This window comes from Roseomonas sp. E05 (genome assembly GCF_030063475.1).
Taxonomy (GTDB): Bacteria; Pseudomonadota; Alphaproteobacteria; order Acetobacterales; family Acetobacteraceae; genus Pseudoroseomonas.
Window position 1 is genome coordinate 1 of sequence record NZ_JASIRT010000022.1, and the last position, 24,074, is coordinate 24,074.

Annotated in this window: 21 protein-coding genes; 9 read left to right on the forward strand and 12 right to left on the reverse strand. The window is 72.3% G+C overall.

Annotated elements, in window-relative coordinates; genetic code table 11:
* Positions 1 to 289: 289 nt before the first annotated feature.
* Together QMO56_RS18455 and QMO56_RS18460 are read right to left on the reverse strand one after the other, a co-directional pair.
* A complete protein-coding gene (locus QMO56_RS18455; RefSeq protein ID WP_283528131.1) occupies positions 290 to 1,408 on the reverse strand; it encodes an isocitrate/isopropylmalate dehydrogenase family protein in 1,119 nt (372 codons plus the stop codon).
* On the reverse strand, positions 1,399 to 2,097 hold the full coding sequence (locus QMO56_RS18460) for a GntR family transcriptional regulator (RefSeq protein WP_283528132.1): 699 nt from the start codon (positions 2,095 to 2,097) through the stop codon (positions 1,399 to 1,401). Before QMO56_RS18460 ends, QMO56_RS18455 begins: the two co-directional genes overlap by 10 nt.
* 193 nt (positions 2,098 to 2,290) lie before the next feature.
* Here QMO56_RS18460 and QMO56_RS18465 point away from each other — a divergent pair, with 193 nt between their 5' ends.
* Positions 2,291 to 3,286, forward strand: a complete 996-nt coding sequence (locus tag QMO56_RS18465) for a tripartite tricarboxylate transporter substrate binding protein (RefSeq protein ID WP_283528134.1) — start codon at positions 2,291 to 2,293, stop codon at positions 3,284 to 3,286.
* A 162-nt stretch (positions 3,287 to 3,448) separates the two neighbouring features.
* Here QMO56_RS18465 and QMO56_RS18470 read toward each other — a convergent pair whose 3' ends face one another.
* Both QMO56_RS18470 and QMO56_RS18475 read right to left on the reverse strand, forming a co-directional pair.
* Positions 3,449 to 4,243 (reverse strand): DUF6065 family protein, encoded by a 795-nt coding sequence (locus tag QMO56_RS18470; RefSeq protein WP_283528136.1) that lies wholly within the window; start codon positions 4,241 to 4,243, stop codon positions 3,449 to 3,451.
* A 75-nt stretch (positions 4,244 to 4,318) separates the two neighbouring features.
* Positions 4,319 to 4,531: a hypothetical protein gene (locus QMO56_RS18475; RefSeq protein WP_283528138.1), complete on the reverse strand. Its 213-nt coding sequence runs from the start codon at positions 4,529 to 4,531 to the stop codon at positions 4,319 to 4,321.
* Positions 4,532 to 4,832: 301 nt separating this feature from the next.
* Between QMO56_RS18475 and QMO56_RS18480 the strand changes: the two genes are divergently transcribed.
* From QMO56_RS18480 to QMO56_RS18500, 5 genes are all read left to right on the forward strand, one after another.
* A complete protein-coding gene (locus tag QMO56_RS18480) occupies positions 4,833 to 5,108 on the forward strand; it encodes a hypothetical protein (RefSeq protein ID WP_283528140.1) in 276 nt (91 codons plus the stop codon).
* Between the two features lie 72 nt (positions 5,109 to 5,180).
* Positions 5,181 to 7,205 (forward strand): BTAD domain-containing putative transcriptional regulator, encoded by a 2,025-nt coding sequence (locus QMO56_RS18485; RefSeq protein WP_283528142.1) that lies wholly within the window; start codon positions 5,181 to 5,183, stop codon positions 7,203 to 7,205.
* Between the two features lie 293 nt (positions 7,206 to 7,498).
* Entirely contained in the window at positions 7,499 to 8,986 is a 1,488-nt protein-coding gene (locus QMO56_RS18490) for a hypothetical protein (protein ID WP_283528144.1), read from the forward strand.
* Between the two features lie 144 nt (positions 8,987 to 9,130).
* On the forward strand, positions 9,131 to 10,462 hold the full coding sequence (locus QMO56_RS18495; protein WP_283528146.1) for a TrkH family potassium uptake protein: 1,332 nt from the start codon (positions 9,131 to 9,133) through the stop codon (positions 10,460 to 10,462).
* Positions 10,455 to 11,126, forward strand: coding sequence for a TrkA family potassium uptake protein (locus QMO56_RS18500; protein ID WP_283528149.1), 672 nt, complete (start codon positions 10,455 to 10,457; stop codon positions 11,124 to 11,126). Before QMO56_RS18495 ends, QMO56_RS18500 begins: the two co-directional genes overlap by 8 nt.
* 28 nt (positions 11,127 to 11,154) lie before the next feature.
* On the opposite strand, the gene QMO56_RS18505 is transcribed toward QMO56_RS18500, so the two are convergent.
* Entirely contained in the window at positions 11,155 to 12,336 is a 1,182-nt protein-coding gene (locus QMO56_RS18505) for an MFS transporter (RefSeq protein WP_283528151.1), read from the reverse strand.
* A gap of 159 nt (positions 12,337 to 12,495) precedes the next feature.
* Here QMO56_RS18505 and QMO56_RS18510 point away from each other — a divergent pair, with 159 nt between their 5' ends.
* Positions 12,496 to 13,401 (forward strand): LysR family transcriptional regulator, encoded by a 906-nt coding sequence (locus QMO56_RS18510; RefSeq protein WP_283528153.1) that lies wholly within the window; start codon positions 12,496 to 12,498, stop codon positions 13,399 to 13,401.
* A 27-nt stretch (positions 13,402 to 13,428) separates the two neighbouring features.
* Here QMO56_RS18510 and cysK read toward each other — a convergent pair whose 3' ends face one another.
* A complete protein-coding gene (cysK, locus tag QMO56_RS18515) occupies positions 13,429 to 14,343 on the reverse strand; it encodes a cysteine synthase A (protein ID WP_283528155.1) in 915 nt (304 codons plus the stop codon).
* A gap of 84 nt (positions 14,344 to 14,427) precedes the next feature.
* Positions 14,428 to 15,159 (reverse strand): Crp/Fnr family transcriptional regulator, encoded by a 732-nt coding sequence (locus tag QMO56_RS18520; RefSeq protein ID WP_283528156.1) that lies wholly within the window; start codon positions 15,157 to 15,159, stop codon positions 14,428 to 14,430.
* Between the two features lie 387 nt (positions 15,160 to 15,546).
* Between QMO56_RS18520 and QMO56_RS18525 the strand changes: the two genes are divergently transcribed.
* Together QMO56_RS18525 and QMO56_RS18530 are read left to right on the forward strand one after the other, a co-directional pair.
* Entirely contained in the window at positions 15,547 to 17,016 is a 1,470-nt protein-coding gene (locus QMO56_RS18525; RefSeq protein ID WP_283528159.1) for an ATPase domain-containing protein, read from the forward strand.
* Positions 17,017 to 17,023: 7 nt separating this feature from the next.
* Positions 17,024 to 17,383, forward strand: coding sequence for a response regulator (locus QMO56_RS18530; RefSeq protein ID WP_283528161.1), 360 nt, complete (start codon positions 17,024 to 17,026; stop codon positions 17,381 to 17,383).
* 11 nt (positions 17,384 to 17,394) lie between these two features.
* Here QMO56_RS18530 and QMO56_RS18535 read toward each other — a convergent pair whose 3' ends face one another.
* The 5 genes from QMO56_RS18535 to QMO56_RS18555 form a co-directional block, all read right to left on the reverse strand.
* On the reverse strand, positions 17,395 to 17,601 hold the full coding sequence (locus QMO56_RS18535) for a ChaB family protein (RefSeq protein WP_283528163.1): 207 nt from the start codon (positions 17,599 to 17,601) through the stop codon (positions 17,395 to 17,397).
* Between the two features lie 11 nt (positions 17,602 to 17,612).
* A complete protein-coding gene (locus QMO56_RS18540; RefSeq protein WP_283528164.1) occupies positions 17,613 to 18,572 on the reverse strand; it encodes a helix-hairpin-helix domain-containing protein in 960 nt (319 codons plus the stop codon).
* 226 nt (positions 18,573 to 18,798) lie between these two features.
* A complete protein-coding gene (locus QMO56_RS18545; RefSeq protein ID WP_283528166.1) occupies positions 18,799 to 19,368 on the reverse strand; it encodes a hypothetical protein in 570 nt (189 codons plus the stop codon).
* A 162-nt stretch (positions 19,369 to 19,530) separates the two neighbouring features.
* Complete coding sequence (fdhF, locus tag QMO56_RS18550) at positions 19,531 to 22,296, reverse strand: formate dehydrogenase subunit alpha (protein WP_283528168.1); 2,766 nt, start codon at positions 22,294 to 22,296, stop codon at positions 19,531 to 19,533.
* The gene (locus QMO56_RS18555) at positions 22,293 to 24,014 is read right to left on the reverse strand and encodes an NAD(P)H-dependent oxidoreductase subunit E (RefSeq protein WP_283528170.1); all 1,722 of its coding nucleotides are present in this window, start codon (positions 24,012 to 24,014) and stop codon (positions 22,293 to 22,295) included. The genes fdhF and QMO56_RS18555 overlap by 4 nt, the downstream gene beginning before the upstream one ends.
* Positions 24,015 to 24,074: the final 60 nt, after the last annotated feature.

Consider the following 24,074-nt stretch of genomic DNA (forward strand, 5'->3'; position numbering starts at 1 on the left):
CGGCGCCAGCCAGCGGTCCAGGTCAGCGCCACCACCAGGGATGTTCGTCATCGACGTTGCCTCCGCAAGGCAGCGTCGCACATGATCTCCCAGCACTCAACCGAAATGCCCAGGTAGTGTTAGCACCTGCAGGAAAAAGCGCGGGGGGAAAGAATTCCCCCCGGACCCCCTATCTTCTTTTTATCAGTACAGGGCTGCGCTTGCCGCCGGCACAGCAAACCCGAAGAAAAAGAAGGGAATGGGGGAATTCATTCCCCCGATCTTCTTGCCTGGGAGGCCTTCCCCCGGTTCAGGCCGTGCCTGCCGCCGGCACCCGCGCCCCGATATGTCCTGCGACCACCCGCGCCACCTCGCCCGTTCCGGCACGCCCGCCGATATCGGGCGTGCGCAGGCCGGAGGCGAAGGCGGTGTCCACCGCCGCCTCCAGCTCCGCCGCCGCCTCGCACCAGGCTTCGCCGGCGCCGCGCGTGCCGAGCCAGTCCAGCATCATCGCCGCGGAGAGCAGCATCGCGGTCGGGTTGGCCACGCCCTTGCCGGCAATGTCCGGCGCGGTGCCGTGGCTCGGCTGGAACACGGCATGATCGCCGCCGATATCGGCCGAGGGCGCGAAGCCCATGCCGCCGATCAGCCCGGCGCCGAGATCGGAGAGAATGTCACCGAACATGTTCTCGGTCGGCAGCACGTCGAACTCCCAGGGGCGGCGGACCATGTCGAGCGCCATGGCGTCGATGTAGTGATGCGCCGCGGTCACGTCCGGGTGGTGCGCCGCCGCCTCGTGGAACACCTTCCGCATGAAGGCGAAACCGGTGAAGACATTGGCCTTGTCCACCAGCGTGACCAGCCCGCGCCGGCCGCGCCGCGCCGCCCGCCGGCGCGCCAGCTCGAAGGCGAAATGCGAAAGCCGCTCGGTGGTGGCGCGGGTGATCACCATCGTGTCGCGCGCCTCGCGGTCCTCGATGACCTCGCCGCGGCCACGCGCGGCGAAAAGCCCCTCGGTGCTCTCGCGCAGGATCACCATGTCGATGCCGATGGCGCGCGGATCGGCGAGCGCCACCGGCACGCCCGGCAGCGCACGGATCGGCCGCACCCCGGCATAGAGGCCAAGGCGGAAGCGCAGGTCGAGCTGCGGCGCGATCTCGGTGCCGTCGGGGTAGCGGATGCCAGGCCAGCCCATGGCGCCGAGCAGGATGGCGTCGGCGGCACGGGCGCGCTCGAAGGTCGCCTCGTCCATGGCACTGCCGGTGTCGCGATAGGCCATGGCGCCGGCGCGCAGCCGCTCGAAATCGAGGCCGAGCCCGTGCCGCTTCGCCAGCGGCTGCAGCACCGCGACGCAGGCCTCGGTGACTTCCGTGCCGATGCCGTCGCCCGGCATCAAGGCGATATGCACTGCGTTGCGGGTCACAGCCATGCCACGCCACTCCGTTCGATGAGGGAGACGAGTTCCGCGCCACTGCGGCGGCGGTGCCGGTGGTACAGTTCGCGGGCCCGCTCGGCCTCGCCGGCGGCGATCGCATCGAGCACGCGGCGATGCTCGGCGGTGCTGCGCGCCGGCAGCGGGCGCTGGTGCAACGTGAACATGCGGGCGCGGTGCGACTGGTCCCAGACCTGCATCACCATGCCCGCCAGCCGCCGGTTGCCGCACAGCTCGACCAGGCCGAGATGGAAGGCCTCATCGGCCGCCGCCCAGGCGCGGCGGTCCTGCGCGGCGAGGGCCTGCTCCATGGCGGCGCAGGCGGCATCCAGCCGCTCCAGCCCGGCGGCGGGATCGGGGCGGCGGGCCAGCAGCTCGGCCGCCGTCGGTTCCAGGCTGTTCAGCACCTCGTAGATCTCGCGCATGTCAGCGGCGGCGATCGGCTGCACGCGCATGCCGTGCCGCGGCGTGATCTCCACCAATCCTTCCTGCTGCAGCCGCACCAGCGCCTCGCGCACCGGCGTCCGCGAAAGGCCGAGCTGCAGCGCCAGCTCGCTCTCCAGTCGCTGCGCGCCGGGCGGCAGGGCATTGTCCAGGATCAGGGTCTTGAGCCGCGCATGCGCCAGCTCGGCGGCGCCGGGCGCGCGCGGAACCTCCGTGTGGCGGGATCTCGGAGCGGACGTCACGGCGCCTCCCTGGCTGAGGCGAGCGACCGCCGCGGCGGTCATGCACGCCTTATGAATTCTTTTGCGTATGCATTGTTGACGGTGCCAGGATGCCCGCGTCAAGAGGGAACGGCGCCGGGCGAAGGGCTTCACGGCCCGTGGCGGCGCGGGAAACGCGGCCGGAAGCGCCGCGCCAAACGGGAGGAAGACGCAGATGTGGAAAGGAGCAACCCGCCGCGGCCTGCTGGGCGCCGCCGCCCTGGCGGGGCTGGGGCCGCACGCGGTGCGGGCGCAGTCGGCGGATGCGGGCTATCCCGACCGGCCGGTGCGGATGATCGTGCCCTTCCCCCCCGGCCAGGCCGCCGACCTGTTCGGCCGGCTGGTGGCCGACGAGCTTTCCAAGCGCTGGCCGCAGCGTGTCTTCGTGGAAAACAGGGCGGGCGGCGCGGGTGCGGTCGGCATGGAGGCCGGGGCTCGCGCCACGCCGGACGGTTACACCCTGGTTGTCGGCACCTCCGGCACGCTCGGCATCAATCCGTCCGTGCTGCCGAACCTGCCTTACGACGCGGAGCGCGACTTCGCCGCCATCAGCAACATCTTCACTCTGCCGCTGGTGGTGGTCGCGCATCCGGCCTCCGGGCTGGACAGCCTGCGCACCGTGCTGGCGCGCGCGAAGGAGGAGCCGGGGCGGCTGAACTACGCCTCCGCCGGACCGGGCACGGCGCAGCACCTGGCGATGGAGATGCTGGCGCACCGCGCCGGGGTCCGCATGACGCATGTGCCCTATCGCGGCAGCGGCCCGGCCATGGCCGACCTGATCGCCGGCAACGTCCCGCTGATGATGGACAGCCTGGCCAGCGCGCTGCCGCAGGTGCAGTCCGGCCGGGTGCGCGCGCTGGCGATCACCGGGCGCGAGCGGGTGAAGCAACTCCCCGATACGCCCACCGTCGCCGAGAGCGGCCTCGCCGGTTACGAGGCGCTGGGCTGGTCCGGGCTGGTGGCACCCGCCGCGACGCCGCCCGCCATCCTGGCGCGCATCAACGCCGATGTGGTCGCCATCCTGCGCGACCCCGCCATTGCCAGGCGCATGGTGGAGATGGGCGGCTTCCCGGCACCCGGCACGCCGGAGGAGTTCAGCAGTTTCATCCGGGGCGAGATGGCCAAATGGCGCGGCGTCGCCCGCGACGCGAATGTGCGGCTGGAAGGCTAGAAGCCTGGGGGAATGAAAAGCCTGGGGGAATGAATTCCCCCAGACCCCCATCTTTTTTCTTCAAGTCTCCGGCGCTTGCGGCGAGGCGGAGCCAAGCTGACAAAAGAAGATGGGCCGAGCCTGTAGGTTTGGTTGAAGGAATTCCTTCCCCCGCTCCCTTTCCTACGCCGGCGGCGCCGCCTCGGCCTGCTGGCGCGCCAGATGCGGGCAGCCGCCACGCCGGCGGCGGCGTGCCTCGGCGGCATAGGTCCCCGGACGGTGCGCCGGGTCCTGGTTCGGCGCCACGATGGAGCGGTGGTAGTCGGCCCAGTCGGCCTCGGTCAGCATCTCCAGGGCGGGGGTCATGCCGGCGCCGCCCAGCACCGTCTCGGAATAGGCCATCTGCGGCACCGGCTGCGCCTGCAGCAGCGGCTCGGCACGGCGGAACTCGATCGGCGTGCCGGTGCGGGTCAGGCGCAGATTGGTGAACAGCGGCCCGAACCAGTGGTCGGCCTCGATCAGGCCTTCGTAGGGCTCGTAGCAGGGGTGGCGCGGCACATTGGCCAGCGGCCGCAGCAGCAGGCTCCAGCCCGGCGCGGTGCGCGCCGCCAGTCCGGTCCAGAGTTGCACCACGCCCGGTTCCTGCAACGCGGTCAGGAAGGGCGGCGCGTAGCCGCGCACGGCCTCGGGTGCGGCGGCGTCGAACCGCCCGGCGAAATGCGGGAACTGCGCGGCGCCGAGCGGCAGCCAATCCTCCAGGCCCTCGCAATGCCACCAGATCTGCGCCCCGTCCCAGAGCAGGCGGAAATCCATCGGTGCGTGCAGGTGCCAGCCGAAGCCGGCGGCGCTGGCGATCGCGTCACAATGACGCATGGCCCGGATGGGCAGGCTGCCCAGGCCGGAGCGGTCGGCCCGCACCGGCATCGGGGCGGCCTCGATCATGCGGTGGAAGGTGACGCAAGGAGCGGCGAAGGTCATGGCGAGAAGCCCTGCGGCGAGACGGCGCAAAGGACCGGGAGCGGATGCCCCCGGCCTGATGGAGTCAGACGAGGCTCAGCCGCGGCGCATCCCCGCGCCGAAGCGCACCCGCCCGGCATCCGCCACCGCCGCCGGGGGCAGCAGCATGGCGGGGTGGCCAGGCCGCTGCGCCGGGTTGGACGGGGCAGCCGGCGCCAGGCCGGCGGGCAGCGCCGCAGGGGCGCGCATGCCGGCGCCGAAGCGCACCCGGCCAGCGTCACGAAGGTCGGTGGAGGAGAGCTTCTGCATGGAGGTCTTCCGGGGTCAGGCCAAGCCGCGCCCGGGCCGCCCTGCGGGGGGCAGGGCGGTGGAGCGGGGTCTTGGAGGGAGGGGGAGGGGAATTGCCCAGGGCGCAGTTCGCCCTTGGCGAGACGGACTTTATGCATAAATTAGTCGAGAACAAGGATTTTTTTCTTATTTCGGTCGTCAATCTTCCCTCCTCACGATTTGACGCCGCTTTGACGCTCGTCGCGACGGAATGACGCGCTCCCCTGCCCCGCGCCGGATAGGGTGCCGCCAGACTCCTGAGGCACGAGCGGAACCGCCGACCATGACCGAGAACATGACCTTTCCTGCTGTGCGGCAGAGCCTGGACAGCCTCCTGGCCATCTATGCGAAGGCCCATCACTACATGCTCTGCCGGGAGCGGGCGCAGACCCTGCGGCTGCGCGCCGAGGAAGCTCCGGGCAGCCTCGCCGAAGCGATCGAGCGCGACTTCGTGGCCTTCGAGCTGGAGGATGCGGAGCGTGCCCTCTGTGCTGCGGTTCGCGCCGCCGAACCGCAGCAAAAGGGCGGCGAGATCGCCAGCCGCGCCCCCCGGCCTTGAGCCGCCCGCGTTTCCTCGCGTGCCCGCGTTTCCTCGCGTGACAGAAGGGCTCCATCCGCTACTCTCGCGTGCATGGCTTCCGGCACGCTGGTTGAGACAGGGCATGGCGAGGGTTCGCCGCCCGCGGGGCCGGGGACTGCGCCGCCCCTGCCGGCCCCGCTGCTGCGGCTGGGACTGATCGGGCTGATGGAGGCCTGGACCCTCTCCAGCCGCACCGTGCTGCCCCGCTCGCGCAAGGCACGCGCCCTGCTCGCCGTGCTCGGCATGGCGCTGGGCCAGCCGGTGCCGCGCGTCCGGCTGGCCGAGCTGCTCTGGTCCCGCCGCGGCGAGGAACAGCAGCGCGGCTCGCTGCGCCAGGCCCTGCACGAGCTTCAGGCGGCGCTGTCCGGCATCGGCACGCCGGAGGGCGGCCCCCTGCTGCAATCCGGGCGCGATTCCCTGCTGCTGCGGGGCGAGCAGGTCTGGGTGGATGCCCTGGCCGTGCTGCGCGCCGAGGCCGAACCTGCGGCGCTCGACCTGCTCTCGGGCACGCTGCTGCCCGATCTCGACGGGCTGGACCCTGCCTTCGACGCCTGGCTGGCGCAGCAGCGCGCCGCCTTGCAGGAGGGCGCCGCCACCCGCGCCGCCGCCCTGCTGGCCGCCGCTCTCGGCCCCGAGGCGGAGCTGGAGGCCGCGGAGCGCCTGCTGCGCATCGACCCCACGCGGGAGGTCGCCTGGCAGACCCTGATCCGCCTGCGGCTGGCCCAGGGGGATCGTGGCGCTGCCCTCACCGCCTATGAAGCCTGCCGCGCGCTGCTGATCGGCCGCTTCGGCGCCCCGCCCTCGCCGCAGACCGAGGCGCTGGCCCGCGCCCTGCGCGCCGAGGCCGGCCCTCCTGTCGCCGCGCCGCCCATCCCGCGGCAGCCGGCACAGCGTGGCGCCCGGCTGGGCGTGGCGCCGCTGGCGCTGCTGGGCGAAGGCGTCGCGGCGCATCTCGGCATCGGCCTGGCGGAAGAGATCGGTGCCGCGCTCGCCCGCTTCCGCTGGGTCTTCGTGGCGGACAGCACCTCATTGGCCGGGCAGGCGGCGCGCGACGGCGCGGAGGCCGCGGCGCGCGCGCTGCGGCTCGATTATCTGCTCAGTGGCACGGTGCAGCGCGGCGGCGAGACGCTGCGCGTGACGCTGCGCCTGACCGACCTGCGCGACCCGCCCGGCCTGGTCTGGAGCCAGCGCTTCGACCGCCCGGCCGGCGACCTGCTGGCCTTGCAGGACGAGGTGGCCGCCGCCGTGGTCGCCCGCATCGACCCCGAGATCCTGCTCATCGAGGCCAACCGCGCCGCCGCCCGCCCGGCCAGCAGCGGCGCCTACGACCTCCTGCTGCGCGCCATCCCGGCGATCCACCGGCTCGACCGCGAAGGCTTCCTGGCCGCCGGGCGCTGGCTCGCCGAGGCCGCGGCGCTGGAGCCCGACTATGCCCAGGCGCATGCCTGGCACGCCTACTGGCACCTCTTCCTGGTCGGCCAGGGCTGGGCGGCGGACGAGGCCGCCAGCATGCAGGAGGCGGAGCGGCTGGCCCGCCATGCCAGCGCGCTCGACCCGATGGACGCGCAGGCGCTGACCATCCACGGCCATGTGCGCGCCTTCCTGCACCACGAGGTGCGGGAGGCGGCCGAGCTGCACGCCCGCGCCCTGGCGCTGAACCCCAACCTCGCCATGGCCTGGGTCTTCTCCGGCATGGCGGAGAGCTATCTCGGCCGCCACGAGACGGCCCTGGCGCAGCTCGGCCGCTACGCCGCCCTCTCGCCCTGCCATCCGCACGCCTTCTTCTTCGACGCCGCGCGCGGCATCCCGCTGCTGCTGCTCGGGCGCCACGCCGAGGCGGCGGCGGTGGGCCGCGCCTGCGTCGCCCTGCGCCCCGAATTCAGCTACCCCTACAAGACCTATCTCTCCGCCCTCGGCCATCTCGGCGCACGGGAGGAGGCGGCGGCCCTGCGCGCGCGGCTGCTGGCGATCGAGCCTGACTTCACCGTGGCCAAGGCGCTGCGGCGCACCCCGGTGCGCGGCGAGACCGACCGCGCCCACTACGCCGAAGGGCTGCGCCTGGCGGGGCTGCCGTGAAAAAGGTCGGGGGAAGGAACTCCTCCAAACCCCATCTTCCCTTTGCCAGATCTGGCGCGGCATGGGCCGCAAGCGCCGGCGCCCGCGGAAAAGCTGGGGGTTAGGGGGAATTCCTTCCTCCGCTCTTCGCCTTTCCCGCTGCCGCCGGCGCCTCCCTCCCCCCAATGCTCCGGCGCGGGATGCATGACTGCCATTCCAGAGCCGGAGGAAGGCGGCTACGGTCAAGCAGCCGACAACCAGCGACCGGGCCATGCGGCCGGCTTCCGGCGCCGACGATGGGGGATGCAACGAAGATGACGGCCCAGTGGCTGCGAAAGCCTCTTTCCCTGACACTCGCTCTTTCCCTTTCGCTCGCCACCGCCGGCTGCGGCATCACCATCGAGCGGACCGCCACCGTGAACGCGCGGGAGCAGGCCCTGGCAACGGCGGAGCGCCGCGTCGCCACCCTGGAGAAGCGGGTGGCCGAGATGGAGGCCACGCTGACGTCCCAGCGACAGGCGGCACAGGACCTCGATGCCCTCAACGCACGGCTGGCCGAGGCCCGCGCCGCGCGCAGCGCCACCGAGCGCGCCCGCGCCGAGGCGGCGCGACGGGTCGCCTCCATCCGCGCCGAGATCGCCGCGGCGGAGCAGCGCCTCAGCTCGCTCTCGCAGGGCAGCGAGAGCGAGCAGGGTCGCCTGCAGCGCCTGGGTGACGACCGGGCGCGCGCCGAGTCGGAACTGGCCGCCCGGCGCGAGGCGCTGTCGCAGATCGAGGCGCGGTTGAGGCAGGCGCAGCAGTCCGCCGAGGCCGCCCAGGCGGAGCTTGGCCGCCGCACCGCCGCCGTGGGCGAGGCGCAGGCCAAGCTGCAGGAGGCCACGCGCCAGATCGAGCAGTCCTCCACCCGCCTGCAGGCGCTGGAGCGTCGCTGGACCGAGCTGACCGGCCAGGCCTCGCAGCAGGAGGAGCGGCTGAATGGCCTGCGCCAACGGGCGGAGGGCGTGCGCGAGGGCCTGACCCGGGAGGAGGCCACGCTGGCGCAACGCCGGCAGGAGCTGCAGCAGTTGCAGGCCGACATCACCCGCCAGACCGCCGCCCGCCAGGAGGCGACCGACGCGGTGGCCGCCCTCACCACCCGCCGCACCGAGCTGAACACCGCGATCCGCAGTGCCGAGACGCGCCTCGCCGGGCTGCAGCAGCAGGCCGAGGCCGCCCAGCGCAACCTGGACGGCATCCGCAGCAGCGCCGAGGAGGCGCAGCGCATCGCCGAGCAGCGCCAGCAGCAGCGCGAGGAGGCCGAACGCCGCCTGAGCACTGTCCAGGAGGAGCTGCAGAGGGCCGAGGCCAGCCTGACGGAGCGCAACAAGGCCGTCGCCGAGGCGGAGGCGCGGCTGACCAGGGCGCGCAGCGAGGCCGAGCAGGCCAATGCGGCCGTGCAGAACCTGCGCCAGGAGGCCGACCGCATCACCACCGCCAACCAAGCCTTGCAGCGGGAAAATGACGGCCTCGACCAGCGGCGCCAGCGGCTGGCCGCGCAGGTGCAGTCGGCCGAGCAGCGGCTGCAGGCGCTGGAAGCCTCAGCGAAGGCCGCCAGCAGCGCGGGACAGGGTGGCGCCGGCACCGTGGCGCCAGTCTCTGGCACTTCCCCCACGCCTCCGGCGGAAAGCCGCCCCGAAACGCCGTCTGCCGCCAGCCCGGCGGCGCCTTCCTCGGACACGCCGTCTCCGGTGTCGGGTGGCGGCACCGCCACGCCGCCCCCCAGCGACAGCACGGTGCCGGCAGGTGGAGCCACGCCGCGCTAGGGCCGCGCGGGAGGGCTTGCCGGGCAAGCACGGGCGAGGCGCCTCCCGCGCCTCCCTCTTGGTGGCCTTCCCCTGGGTGGCCCCCTGGCGCCTCCCGGGAGCAGTGGCCTAAAGCCTTCGCTCCTGACGGCGAAGAGGACCGCCTTGCCCCGCACCCTTCAGCATCCGGCCCGGCTGGTGCCGCTGGCCTTCCTTCTCGCCATCCTGGCCGGCACGGCCCTGCTGATGCTGCCGGCCGCCCGGGCCGGCGGGGGTGGCGCGCCCTTCCTCACCGCGCTGTTCACCGCCACCTCCGCCGTCTGCGTCACCGGCCTCGTGGTGCAGGATACGCCGACCTACTGGTCCGGCTTCGGGCAGGCGGTGATCCTGGGCCTGTTCCAGATCGGCGGGCTCGGCATCATGAGCGGCGCCACCCTGCTCGGCCTTCTGGTCACCAGACGTCTCCGGCTCGGCACCCGGCTGATCGCGCAGGCGGAAACCCGCAGCCTTGCCCTGGGTGACGTCGTCGCGGTGCTGCGGCTGATCCTGGCGGTGACGGCCGGCATGGAGCTGGCCACCGCCGCCGCCCTCGCCGCGCGGCTGCACCTCGCCCATGGGGAGCCCTGGGCCGATGCCGCCTGGCACGGGCTGTTCCTGGCTGTCTCCGCCTTCAACAACGCCGGCTTCTCGACCTATTCCGACAGCCTGATGGCCTTCGCGCGCGACCCGCTGGTCCTCGGCCCGATCATGGCGGCGGTGATCCTCGGCGGCATCGGCTTCCCGGTCCTGCACGAGATGCGGCGCGCGCCGCTCCGGCCGGCCCGCTGGTCCATGCACAGCAAGCTCACCCTGGTGGGAACGGCGGGGCTGCTGCTCGCCGGCACGCTGGCGGTGCTGGCCTATGAGTGGAGCAACCCGGCCACCCTCGGCCCCTTCGGGCCGGGGGGCCGGCTGCTCAACGCCGCCTTCCACGCCACCATCCTGCGCACCGCCGGCTTCAACACGCTGGAGGTGGGCGCGATGCGGCCGGAGAGCTTCATCGTCAGCTTCGCGCTGATGCTGATCGGCGGCGGCAGCGCCGGCACGGCGGGCGGCGTGAAGGTGACGACCGTCCTCGTGCTCGGCCTGGTCGCCTGGGCGGAGATCAGCGGCGAGCCGGATGCCACCGCCTTCCGCCGCCGCGTCTCCCCGGAGGTCCAGCGGCAGGCCCTGGCGGTCATGCTGCTGGCGGCGGCGCTGGTGGGCATCGCCACCCTGGCGCTGCTGAGCGTGACCACCTTCGCATTGCGGGACGTGCTGTTCGAGGTCATCTCCGCCTTCGCCACGGTCGGGCTCTCCACCGGCATCACCGGCAGCCTGCCCCCCGCCGGCCAGACGATCATCATGCTGCTGATGTTCCTGGGCCGCGTCGGCACCACCACGGTCGCGGTCGGCCTCGCCCTGCGCAGCCGCCAGCGGCCCTATCGCTATCCAGAGGAGCGCCCCATCGTTGGCTAATCCCGCACATGAGGACGGCGACGGCGTCGTGGTCATCGGCCTTGGCCGCTTCGGCGGCGCCGTGGCCGAATCGCTGGTGCAGCTCGGGCACGAGGTCCTCGCCATCGACGAGGATGCCGAGTTGGTGCAGTCCTGGGCCGACCGCCTCACCCATGTCGTGCAGGCCGACACCACCGAGGGCGACACGCTGCGCCGGCTCGGCGTGCATGAGTTCGGCCGCGCCGTGGTCGGCATCGGCACGGACATCGAGGCCAGCGTGCTCACCGTGCTCGCGCTCAGCGAGCTGGGGGTGCGGGACATCTGGGCCAAGGCGCTCGGCCCGAAGCACGGGCGCATCCTGGAACGCACCGGCGCGCACCACGTCATCTACCCGGAGGCGGCGATGGGCGAGCGCGTCGCCCATCTCGTCACCGGCAAGATGATCGACTTCATCGAGTTCGACGACGGCTTCGCCATCGTCAAGACGCGGGCGCCGCGCGAGGCCTTCGGCAAGACCCTCGCCGAATGCGCCCTGCGGAGCCGCTACGGCGTCACCGTCGTCGGCGTGAAGCGGCCGCGGGAGGACTTCACCTACGCCAGGCCGGAAACCACGATCCAGCCCGGCGACCTGCTCATCGTCTCCGGCCCGACCAAGCGCTGCGAGGCCTTCGCCGCCCTCACCTGAGCGCCGCCCGGAGGGGAAGGCGCTCCCCTCAGGCCGGCTGGCCGAGCGGCCGGGGCCGGCGGTCCAGCACGCCGCTCCAGACCGTCAGGCCCAGCGCGGCGGCGACCAGGATGGCGCCCACCCAGGGCGTCGCGCCGATGCCGAGCGGGCTCTCCACCACCAGCCCGCCGATCCAGGCGCCGAAGGCGATGCCGAGATTGAAGGCGGCGATGTTCAGCGCCGAGGCGACGTCCACCGCGCCCGGCCGGTGCTGCCGCGCGAGCTGCACGACATAGAGCTGCAGCCCCGGCACGTTGGCGAAGGAGAGGAATCCCATCGCCGCCAGCGTCACCAGCGCCCAGACGGGCGAGGCGGCGGTGGCGCTGAACAGCAGCAGCACCACGGCCTGGGCCGCGAAGAGGCCGGTCAGCGCCCGCACCGGGTCGCGGTCGGCGATGCGGCCGCCGGCGAGGTTCCCCGCCGCGATGGCGGCTCCATAGAGCACCAGGATCAGGCTGACATGGGCGGGCGCGAAGCCGGTCACCTGCTGCAGCATCGGGGCGAGGAAGGTGAAGGTGACGAAGGTGCCGCCATAGCCCAGCGCCGTCATGGCGAAGACCAGCAGCAGCCGTCCGCTGCCCAGCACGCGGACCTGCTCCACCAGGCTGGCGGGCGCCGCGCGGGAGAGGCCGCGCGGCAGCAGCGCCGCGATGCCCGCGAAGGCGATGACGCCCAGTCCGGCGACGGCCCAGAAGGTGGCGCGCCAGCCGAGGGTCTGGCCGATGAAGGTGCCGAGCGGCACGCCGGTGACGATGGCGACGGTCAGCCCCATGAACATCATGGCGATGGCCGAGGCGCGCCGGTTCTCCGGCACCAGGTCGGCGGCGATGGTGGCGCCGACCGAGAAGAAGACGCCATGCGCGAAGGCCGAAAGCACGCGCGCCGCCAGCAGCCACGCATAGCCCGGGCTGAGCGCCGCGGCGGCATTGCCGAGGATGAACAGCGCCATCAGGCCGAGCAGCAGGGTCTTGCGCGGGAGCCGGCCGGTCAGCGCGGTGATGACGGGCGCGCCGAAGGTGACGCCGAGCGCATAGACGCTGACGATCAGCCCGGCCAGCGGCAGGGTGATGCCAAGGTCATTGGCCACCGTCGGCAACAGACCGACGATGACGAATTCGGTGGTGCCGATCGCATAGGCCGCGATCGTCAAGGCGAAGAGGGCAGGAGGCATGGTGTGTCGGTCTCCATCCGCCGGGGTGGCGGGCGCATCGGGCGGGAGGCTGGCTCCGCCGGGTTGCGGTTCATGGCGGCAGAGATGCGCGTGGCCGGCTTGCGCGGGAACTCCGGGTAATGGACCAATGCCTTTGAATCGAATTCACAGGTGGGCCGGATGGACAACCGCGCGGGCGAGATGGAGGTCTTCGCGCAGGCGGCCGCTCTGGGCAGCTTCTCCGCCGCCGGACGGCGGCTGGGTCTCTCGCCCTCGGCGGTCAGCAAGCTTGTCACCCGCATCGAGGACCGGCTGGGCACGCGCCTGCTGGTGCGCTCCACCCGCGCGCTGCAACTGACGCCGGAGGGCGAGGCCTATCTCGCCCGGGCACAGCGCATCCTGGCCGAGATCGAGGAGGCGGAGCGGATCATCGCCGGCGGTGCCCGGGCGGCACCGCGCGGCCGGCTGCGGGTCAATGCCTCGGTCGGCTTCGGCATGCGCTGCATCGTCCCGGTGGTGCCCGAATTCCTGCGCCGCTATCCGCTGGTGGAACTGGACCTCTCGCTGAGCGACAGCGTCATCGACCTTGTCGAGGAGCGTACGGACATCGCCATCCGCTCGGGGCCACTGCGCGACTCAAGCCTGAAGGCGCGCAGGATCCTGGAGAGCCGCCGCGTCATCATCGCCGCGCCGGACTACCTGGCACGGCACGGCACGCCGGCGCGGCCGGAGGATCTCGACCGCCACAACTGTCTGCGCTTCAACTTCCGCCGCAGCCAGGACGACTGGCCCTTCCGCGACCCGCAAAGCGGCGCCGCTTTCGCCCGCCCGGTCTCCGGCACCGCGCATGCCAACAACGGCGCGGTGCTGCGCCGGCTCTGCCTGGACGGCGTCGGGCTGGCCCGGCTCGGGCAGTTCCACGTGCAGCCGGACCTTGAGGCCGGCACGCTGGTGCCGGTGCTGGAGGCCTACAACCCCGAGGACATCGAGGCGATCCACGCCGTCTTCGCCGGGCACGAGCATCTCGCCGCGCGCATCCGCGCCTTCATCGACTTCCTGGCGGAGCAGGTGCGGGCCGGGCGCTGAGGCGGGCGATCCGCCCAGCCCTGCCCCTCACTCCGGCAGGAAGTCCGGCACCGAGAGGTAGCGTTCGCCGGTGTCATAGTTGAAGCCGAGCACGCGCGAGCCGGCGGGCAGTTCGGCCAGCTTCCGCGCGATGGCCGCCAGTGTCGCCCCGGAGGAGATGCCGACCAGCAGCCCCTCCTCCCGCGCCGAGCGGCGGGCATAGTCCTTCGCCTCCTCCGCCTCGACCTGGATGACGCCGTCCAGCAGGCCGGTATGCAGGTTGGCCGGCACGAAGCCGGCGCCGATGCCCTGGATCGGATGCGGCGCCGGGGAGCCGCCGGAGATCACCGGCGAGGCGGCCGGCTCCACCGCGAAGACCTTCAGCTCCGGCCATTTCTCCTTCAGCACCTGGGCGCAGCCGGTGATGTGCCCGCCGGTGCCGACGCCGGTGATCAGCACGTCCAGCCCGTCCGGGAAATCGGCCAGGATCTCCTGCGCGGTGGTGCGGACATGCACGGCGATGTTGGCCGGGTTCTCGAACTGCTGCGGCATCCAGGCGCCCGGCGTCGCGGCCACCAGTTCCTCCGCCCGGGCGATGGCGCCCTTCATGCCCTTCTCGCGCGGCGTCAGGTCGAACTGGGCGCCATAGGCCTGCATCAGCCGGCGGCGCTCGACCGACATGCTCTCCGGCATGACGAGGATCAGCGGATAGCCTTTCACCGCCGCCACCATGGCGAGGCCGATGCCGGTATTGCCGGAAGTCGGCTCGATGATGGTGCCGCCGGGCTTGAGGGTGCCATCGGCCTCGGCGGCCTCGACCATTGCCAGGCCGATGCGGTCCTTGATCGAGCCGCCGGGATTGGCGCGCTCCGACTTGACCCAGACCTCGGCGCCGGGAAACAGGCGGCCGAGCCGGATATGCGGGGTGTTGCCGATGGTGGCGAGGACGTTCGCGGCCTTCATCTCGGTGCTCCCTGAAGCTGCGGGGATGGGACGCATGGGTGGCGCGGCAATGCAAGCCCCGGCGCGCCGGCCGGCGGCGCCGGCTCAGTCGGTCGCGGGCAGCGCCTCCGCCACGCGGCGGAAGGCGGCATGGTCCCTCTGCCCGCAACGGTAGCATTCGCAGGCCAGGCGCTCGAGCCGCCGGCGGTCGCGCAGCAGGACGCGCCCGCGCCGGGCGGCGATGACGCCGGCTGCCTGCAGCTCCCCCGCCAGCTCGCTGATGGTAGGGCGCCGGATGCCCAGCACCTCGGACATGAATTCATGCGTCAGCGACAGCTCGTCCGCCTGCACGCGGTCGAACAGGGTCAGCAGCCAGCGGCTGAGCCGTTGGCGGACCGTGTGGAACTGGTTGCAGCCGACCGACTGCATCACCTTCTGCATCAGCAGCGCCTGATAACGCAGGAGAAGCGCCGCGAGCGCCGGACTCTCGGCGACCATCCGGCGCAGCGCAGGCAGTTCGACGCACCAGATGCTGCCCGCCACCTGCACCACGCCCCGCCCGGCGGCCAGCTCCTCGCCGGCCAGGGCGGCAAGGCCGAGGGCCCCCTCGGCGCCGATCGAGGCGACCTCGACCGACAGTCCATCCTCCATCACCTGCAGGAAGGAAAGGACGCAGTCGATGGGGAACAGCACCTGCGCGAGCGGCTCGCCCCGCTCCTGCAGGATGTCGCCCCGCGCCACGGTGGCGCGCCTCAGGAGGGGCCGCAGCCGGCCGCGATCCCTGGTCCCAAGCAGGCCGAGCAGATGGTTGCCCGCCTCGCCTGCGGCCGACGTCACTCCCATGCCTTCCGGTGTTGCCGCCGGAGGCCTGCCGGCCAGGTCGGGGGAGGGAGAGTTCTCAAGGCACCGCTTCCCTCCTGCCTTCCAAAGACGCGGCCGCGAGGCGGCGTGCCGTTTCCTCCTTCCGCATGCCGGCACCGGCGGACGCAACACCCCTTGCGGCACATCCAGTAGCGGGAACACACGTTTTTGTCAGCAACCGGACAGACAGATGCGCCTCCCGCCTGTAACCGGAACACTGCCGTCGCGGTTCCGGCGAGGAGGCTCGCATGGGGCTGATGGGCGGAAACGCGGGGGGCTGAACCGGCGGCTTTCCGCCGGCGCCGAGCATCGAGCGGCTTTCCGCCGGCGCCGAGCATCGAAGGGCAGCAGAGCGTCACCGGCATGGCAATGATCAGCGGCACCTACGGAGAGCGGATCACGACAGGGCTTCCGGGACTGGACCTCGTCCTGAACGGCGGCCTGCTGCGGGGCTCCGCCTATATCGTCCAGGGCTCCCCGGGAGCCGGAAAGACCATCCTGGCGAACCAGATCGCCTTCCACCGCGCCAGGGAGGCCGGCGAGTCGGTCCTGTACCTGACCCTGCTTTCCGAATCGCACGCGCAGATGTTCGTGCACCTCCAGTCGCTCGGCTTCTTCGACCGCAGCCTCATCCCCGAGCGGGTCTACTACAGCAGCGGCTATGCGGCGCTCGACGAGGGCGGGCTCGACGCCCTGATGGGGCTGATCGTGCACGAGCTCAACCGCCTGAAGGCCGGCTTCCTCGTGCTCGACGGGCTGTTCGTGGTGCATGCCCTCGCGGACACGGAGAACACCTTCCGCCGCTTCGTGCACGAGCTGCAGGGCCAGCTCAGCATGGCGGGCGCCACCGCGCTGCTCCTGACCAACGAGCGGCGCGATCCCTCCTCGCCCGAATACACGATGGTGGACGGCTGGATCGAGATGTCGGAGCTGGCGACCGGCGCCTGGGCGGCCCGCACGCTGCAGGTGAAGAAGATGCGTGGCAGCCATTTCCTCATCGGCCAGCACAAGTTCCGCATCACCGACCAGGGAATCGCCCTTTTCCCGCGCCTCGAGGCCGCCGTCCCGAGGCCCGCCGCCCCGCCGCCGGCGCACGGCCGGCGCCTGTCCAGCGGGATCGGCGCTCTCGACAGCATGCTGCATGGCGGCCTGCCCGCCGCCTCGACGACGCTGGTGCACGGCCCTTCCGGCAGCGGCAAGACCACCATGGGCCTGCATTTCCTCTCCCTCGCCTCGGAGGCGGAGCCGGGCCTGCTGCTCGGCTTCTACGAGGACCCGGAGGTGCTGTGCGAGCGCGCGGCCATGCTGGGCATGGACCTGCCCGGCCTGGTGAGGAAAGGCGTGGTCGAGATCCTCTGGCGGCCGCCGATCGAGCAGCTGGCGGACGAGCTGGGCTGCGAGCTGCTCGACACCATCCGCCGCCGCGGCGTCCGGCGGCTTTTCCTGGACGGGCTGGGCAGCCTCCGCGAGGCCTTCGTCCATCCGCAGCGTATCCATCCCTTCCTGACCGCCCTGAGCAACGAGCTGCGCCGGCTCGGCGTGACCTCCCTGCTGTCTACCGAGGCCCCGCGGCAGCTCGGCCCGGGCAACGTCCGGATGGACGAGGTCTCGGCGCTCATGGACAACCTCATCCTGCTCCGGCATTCCTATGAGGGGCGCGCGCTGCGCTGGCAGATCTCGATCCTCAAGGTCCGCGGCTCGCCCTTCGATTCCTTCGCGCGCGACTTCGCCATCGGCGGCACCGGCATCGCGGTCGCGGAAGACGGGCCCACCCTCGCCACCCCCACCTGGACGGCACCGCCCTCGCGCCCCCGGCGCGAGACGCAGGACTAGCCGCACCATGGCGAGGATCCTGGTCGTGGACGACGAAGCCATCATCGCGCTGGCGCTCAGCATGCTGCTGGAGGATCACGGGCACGAGGTCGAGGTCGCCTCGAACGGCCGGGCCGCCCTGGCCGCGGCCTCGAACGCGCCGCCGGACCTGCTGATCACCGACTACATGATGCCGTTGATGAACGGGGCGGAGTTGATCGCCGCCATCCGGAGCAGCGACGAGCTGCGGCACGTGCCCATCATCCTGTCGAGCGCCGCCGACGAGGCGCAGATCCGCGCCGCCACCATGGCCTATGACGGCTTCGTGGCCAAGCCGGCCAGCAAGGCGAGAATACTGCAGGAGGTGGAGCGCCTGCTCGGGCGCTGAAGCGGTGCCGCTTACGGCTTCGGAACCCAGCGCCCCTCCACTTTCCGGAAGCTGCGCTTCACCGCGCCCCAGGCGATGCGGCGCGCGGCGGCCTCGTCCTCCGCGCGCTCCAGGCCGGCCCAGGCATGGTTGAAGGCTGCGCGGTAGATGTCCTGCGCATGCTCCGGCAGGATGCGGCGCAGGTTCTCCGGCAGGTCGCGGTTGCTGCGGTAGGGCATGCCCGTGGCCCTCAGGCGCGCGCCGGGCCGGCCTTCGTGCCCCCGGCATGCTCGGTGGGAGCGGTGGCCACGCACTCCGCCTCCCGCCCGCGCACGATGCGCTGGCCCCGGGCATCCCCCCGGCTTTCGCTGACGACGGTGCGCTGGCCCTCGGAGAAGCCTTCGCGGTGGAAGTAGGCAACGACCCAGTCCCGCGCCTTGCCCAGCCGGTGCGCGAGGGCGCTGTTCGAGTAGAGGGCGGTGAAATGCCAGTCGCCGCGCCGCGTGTGCAGCACCGGCAGCCAGGCCTCCCCCGACGGGTTGAAGCGCCGCGGCGCGATGCGCGGCAGGTCGCCGCAGGCGCTGCGCTGCCGGTATTCGCCATCCACGTCCAGCAGCAGCGGCACCGGCGGCTCGCCCGCAGCCCGGGGCGGCGCCGACCGCAGGCGGCCGAGCAGCCTGGTCAGCGCGGCGCGCACCACCGCGGCCCGGCGCGGGCCGAAGCCGGCGAGATTGGCCAGCCGCCCGTCATGCGCCGCGACCTCCAGGGCTTCCAGCGTCTCGAGATGCAGCGCCTCGTGGATGCGCCGCGCCAGCGCATGGCCGATGCCGGGAACGAGGCAGAACAACTGCTCCGGCTCCGCCACGCCGCGCAGCCGCTCGAGATAGGCCCATCGCCCGGTCGCCAGCATCTCCGCGATGGCGCTGGCGATCGCGGGGCCGAGGCCGGGGATCGCCTCCAGCGCAGGCCGTCCACCCTCGGCGGCGATGACGCCCAGTTCCCGGGGCAGCGCCAGAACGGCCTCCGCCGCCCGGCGGTAGGCGGCGGCGCGGAAGGGCCCATCCCCTTGCGCCAACAGGAGATCGGCCGCCTCGCGCAGCCGCTCCGCGATGGGCTCGTTGCGGATCGTGGCGGGCGGCAGCGCCTTCCCGGCGGAGGGCTCCGCGGGAAAGGGCTCCGGGCTGCGCGCGGCGCCTGCGCTGGGTAGCATGGCCATGGAGCGTCCTCACCGGGTTCACGCGCCGAAGCCTGCCGGACTGCCGGGCGCCGTGCCCTGCGCTGCCTCAGGCTTCCAGGGCGCCGGGCCGCGAACATCTTCGTGATCCCGCGCGCCGCCGCGCCTCAGGGAACCCACGATGCCTGCCGGCCATGGGCATCATGCCTGCCTGAGGCGCCATCTCGCCTTTGGCCAGGGCAGGCCGCACCGCGCCGGACGCTCAGGGCCGCCGGGCCGCCCCGGCTTCCCCGACATAAACCCGCACCTGCGCCCGGCTGCGCTCGGGGTCGCGCCGCATGGCCGCCATTTCGAACCGCCCCGCCAGGCCGGCAGGCGTGTCGTCGTGATGGCGCCGCGGGATCTGGCCCAGCACCGCGTCGCCGCCAAAGGTGGCGAAGCCGATATCCTCGTCATGGCCGGTATAGCCGTGCTGACCCGACGGCCCGCCACCCCGCGCGGAGTCCTGCGCGGCCTCCCGGTCATCGAGATCCACCGCTCCGCAGGCCTCGAACACCGCCAGCGCCCGCTCGACATGGCTTTCGGCCATCCAGGCGGCCAGCACGATGCCTCCACGCCGGATACCCTCCCGGAGCAGGATGTCGTCCTCCGCCGGCAGCCCGAGACGGGCCAGGGCCACGGACACCTTCCCCAGCTCGGTCGGCTCCGGACCGGGCTTGGCATCGTACAGCTCCACGGCCTGGAGATCGTTGCCGGCGGCGCGGACCAGGCTGGCAACGGCCTGATCAGCATCCCCGCTGCGGTCGAACAGGCCAATCAGAATGCATGTCATGGCGCATGGCCCCTTGCTGTGCGCCCGGCCAATGCAGGAAGGTTCTGGCGGCGCGCGCTGCAGCCTAGGCACGGGAGCCGCAGTTGCACTGATCCGTGTCATGCCGGCGCGCCATCCTTCCGCCCCGCCGCGCACGGGGAGGCAGCGCCTCCCCGAAAGCCGTCAGGCGCCGATTGCCTCCGGGGCGGAGACCCGCACCGCGCAGAACTTGAACTCCGGGATCTTGCCGAAGGGGTCGAGCGCCGGGTTGGTCAGCAGGTTGGCGGCCGCCTCGGCGTAGCAGAAGGGCAGAAACACCATGCCCGCCGGCACGTCGCGGTCGGCGCGCGCCTTCAGCTCCACCGCGCCGCGCCGCGTCTCCAGCCGCACCCGCGCGCCGGGCGGCAGCCCGAGGCGGCGCAGCTCGGCCGGGGCGAGCAACGCCACCGCCTCGGGTTCCAGCAGGTCCAGCACGTCGGTGCGGCGGGTCATCGAGCCGGTGTGCCAGTGCTCCAGCACCCGGCCGGTGGAAAGCACCATCGGGTACTCGGCATCCGGCACCTCATCCGGCGGCGTGACCTGGGCCTGCACCAGCCGCGCCCGCCCGCTGGCGGTCGGAAAGCCCTGCGCGAAAAGGATTTCGTTGCCCGGCCGGTCGGGCGCCTCCGCCGGGTAGGTCACCGCCCCTTCCCGCTCCAGCCGCTCCCAGGTGATGTTGGCGAAGGAGGGCATCACCGCCGCCATCTCGGCGAAGACCTCACGCGGGCCGGCATAGCTCCAGTCCAGCCCGATCCGCCGCGCGATCTCCTGGATGATCCACCAGTCCTGCCGGGCCTCGCCGGGCAGCGGCAGCACGGGGCGGGCCATCTGCACGCGGCGGTCGGTGTTGGTGAAGGTGCCGGCCTTCTCGGCGAAGGCCGAGGCAGGCAGCACCACATCGGCGTGGAAGGCGGTCTCGGTGAGGAAGAGGTCCTGCACCACCAGGTGCTCCAGCTTCGCCAGGGCCCTGCGCGCATGGTGCAGGTCGGGGTCCGACATGGCCGGGTTCTCGCCCTCGATATACATGCCGCGGATGCTGCCGGCCTGGATGGCGTTCATGATCTCCACCACCGTCAGCCCCGGCTCCGGGTCGAGCGCCGCACCCCAGTAGCGCTCGAAGGCCGTGCGGATCTCCGGCTTCGCCACCGGCTGGTAGTCCGGCAGCACCATCGGGATCAGCCCGGCATCGGAGGCGCCCTGCACGTTGTTCTGCCCGCGCAGCGGGTGCAGCCCGGTGCCGGGCCGGCCGATCTGCCCGGTGACGAGCGCCAGCGCGATCAGGCAGCGCGCATTGTCGGTGCCGTGCACGTGCTGGCTGACGCCCATGCCCCAGAAGATGATCGCCGTCCGCGCGCGGGCATAGAGCCGCGCCACCTCGCGCAGGGTGGCGGCGGGAATGCCGCAGACCGCCTCCATCCGCTCCGGCGGGAAGTCGCGGATGCGCTCCCGCAGTTGCTCGTAGTTCTCGGTATAGCCGCGGATGTACTGCTCGTCGGCCAGCCCTTCCTCGATGATGGTGTGCAGCATGGCATTCAGCAGCGCGACGTCGCTGCCCGGCTTGAAGGCGAGATGGTGGGTGGCCAGCCGGGAGAGGCTCTGCCCGCGCGGGTCCATCACCACCAGCCTGGCGCCGCGCTGCTTCACCGCGTTCTTGATGAAGGTCGCGGCGACGGGATGGTTCACCGCCGGGTTGGCGCCGATCACCAGGATCACCTCGGCATCGAGCGCCGCCGCGAAGGGCGCCGTCACCGCCGCCGAGTTCAGCCCCTCCATCAGCGCCGCGACGGAGGAGGCGTGGCAGAGCCGCGTGCAGTGATCGACGTTGTTGCTGCCGAAGCCGGTACGGACCAGCTTCTGGAAAAGATAGGCCTCCTCGTTCGAGCCCTTGGCCGAGCCGAAGCCGGCCAGCGCCTTCGGCCCGTGTTCATCGCGCAGCCGGCGCAGCCCGGCGGCGGCGACGTCCAGCGCCTCCTCCCAGCTCGCGGCGCGGAAATGCGTCCAGGGATTGGCGGGATCAACCGCGTCGTCCGCGCGCTTCGGCACGCCGGGCAGACGGATCAGCGGCTGCGTCAGCCGGTGCGGATGCCGCGTGTAGTCGAAGCCGAAGCGCCCCTTCACGCAGAGCCGCTGGTGGTTGGCCGGCCCGTCCCGCCCCTCGGCATAGACGATGCGGTCCTCCTTCACCTGATAGGTGACCTGGCAGCCGACGCCGCAATACGGGCAGAGCGAATCCACGCTGCGGTCCGGCCAGACGGCGCGTTTTTGTTCGTTGTCCAGATAGGCGGCGGGCATCAGCGCGCCGGTCGGGCAGGCCTGCACGCATTCGCCGCAGGCGACGCAGGTGGAGGCGCCCATCGGGTCGTCGAAGTCGAACACCACCTTGGCCGCCGCATTGCGGTAGGCCATGCCGATGACGTCGTTCACCTGCACCTCGCGGCAGGCGCGCACACAGAGATTGCACTGGATGCAGGCGTCGAGATTGACACGCATCGCCGGATGGCTCGCATCCGTCTCCCACCGCTCCGCGGCGGGGAAGCGGCTTTCCTCCACGCCGCTCTTGTCCGCCCAGACCCAGAAGCGGGAATCCGGGTCATGCGCCGCCGCGCGCGCCGGCTGGTCGGCCACGAGCAGTTCCATCACCATCCGCCGGGCGCGGGCGGCGCGCGCGCTGGCGCTGCGCACCTTCATGCCCGGGCTGGGCTGCCGCATGCAGGACGCGGCCAGCACGCGCTCGCCCTCGATCTCCACCATGCAGGCGCGGCAATTGCCATCCGGCCGGTAACCCGGCTCAGGCGCGTGGCAGAGATGCGGGATCTCGGTGCCGAGCCGCCGCGCGGCCTCCCAGAGGGTTTCGCCCGGCAGCGCCTCGACGGCGGCGCCGTCCAGCTCGAAGGGAATCCGTTCGCTCATCGCACCCCCTCCACCAGCCCGGGAAAGTGCCGCATCAGGCTGGCGAGCGGATTGCTCGCCGCCTGGCCGAGGCCGCAGATCGAGGCATCGCGCATCACTGCCGCAAGCTCGGCGAGCAGTTCCCCATCCCAGTCCCGCCGTTCCATCAGCATCCGCGCCTTCTGCGTGCCGACGCGGCAGGGGGTGCACTGGCCGCAGCTCTCATCCTCGAAGAAGCGCATCAGGTTCAGCGCGGCGGCGCGCAGGTCGTCCTGGTCGGAGAGCACGATCACCGCGGCCGAGCCGATGAAGCAGCCATGCTGCTCCAGCGTGCCGAAATCCAGCGGCAGGTCGGCCAGGGCGGCGGGCAGGATGCCGCCCGAGGCGCCACCGGGCAGATAGGCGGCGAGACGGTGCCCCTCCGCCATGCCGCCGCAGAATTCTTCTATCAGTTCGCGCAGCGTGATGCCGGCGGGCGCCAGCTTCACCCCCGGCTCGCGCACCCGGCCGGAGACGGAGAAGGAGCGCAGCCCCTTGCCGCCATGCCGCCCCTGCCCGGCCCACCAGTCCGGCCCGCGCTCCAGGATGTCGCGCACCCAGTAGAGCGTCTCGACGTTGTTGATGAGTGTCGGGCGGCCGAACAGGCCGCGCTGGAAGGGATAGGGCGGCTTGTGGCGCGGCAGGCCGCGCCTGCCCTCCAGGCTTTCCAGCAGGGCGGATTCCTCGCCGCAGATATAGGCCCCGGCGCCGCGCCGGAGATGCAGGCGCGGCCCGCCCGGCGGCAGCTTCGGAATTTCCTGCAGCAGGATCTCGCGCGCCAGCGGGTATTCGTCGCGCAGATAGATGTAGACGTCCTCCGCCTCGACCACATGCGCGCCGATCAGCATGCCTTCCAGGAAGCGGTGCGGGTCGGTGTTGAGGTAGTGGCGGTCCTTGAAGGTGCCGGGCTCGCCCTCGTCGCCGTTCACCGCCATCAGGCGCGGGCCGGGCTCGCCGCGCATCGCGCGCCATTTGCGGCCGGTCGGGAAGCCGGCGCCTCCCAGGCCGCGCAGCCCGCCATGCTCCAGGGCTGCGATCACCGCCTCCGCATCCGGCGTGCCGGCGCGCACCTGCTCCAGCAGGGCGTAGCCGCCGGCGGCACGGTAGCGGTCGTGATCCACGTAATCGGCCATATGCGGGTGGGTGTCGCCGGTGCGAATCGCCGCCAGCACGGCGGCCGGCGCCGCCCGGTGCAGGAAATGGTGGCCGACCTCGACCACCGGCGCCTGGTCGCAGAGGCCGAGGCAGGGCGCGCGCACCACCCGCGCCTCCGACTCCACCTGCGCCTGCAGTTCGGTCATCAGCCCTTCCGCGCCATGCATGGCGCAGGTCAGGCTGTCGCAGACGCGCACCGCGAGCGGCGGCAGGGGCGGCGCGCCCTCCTTCACCACGTCGAAATGCGCGTAGAAGGTGGCGACCTCATAGACCTCGGCCTGGGAGAGACGCATCAGCTCGGCCAGCGCCGCCAGATGCGCTGCCGGGATCTGCCCGTACCGGTCCTGGATGCGATGGAGGTGCTCGATCAGCAGGTCGCGGCGGCGCGGGCGGCCGCCGAGCAGCGCCTCCACCTCGGCGAGCGCCTGGGGGTCGAGCTGCCGGCCCTTGGGCGTCTCGGCGGCGCGGCGGCGGCCGGAGCCCGGATGGCCTGCGGCGCTTGCCGGCCCTGCGGACGGTTGATCTCCGGCAGCCCTGGCTTGCATGGCGCCTTTCCTCCCTGGTTTCGTTGGCTCAACCTAGCGCCTGCGGGCCTTGGCGGCAGC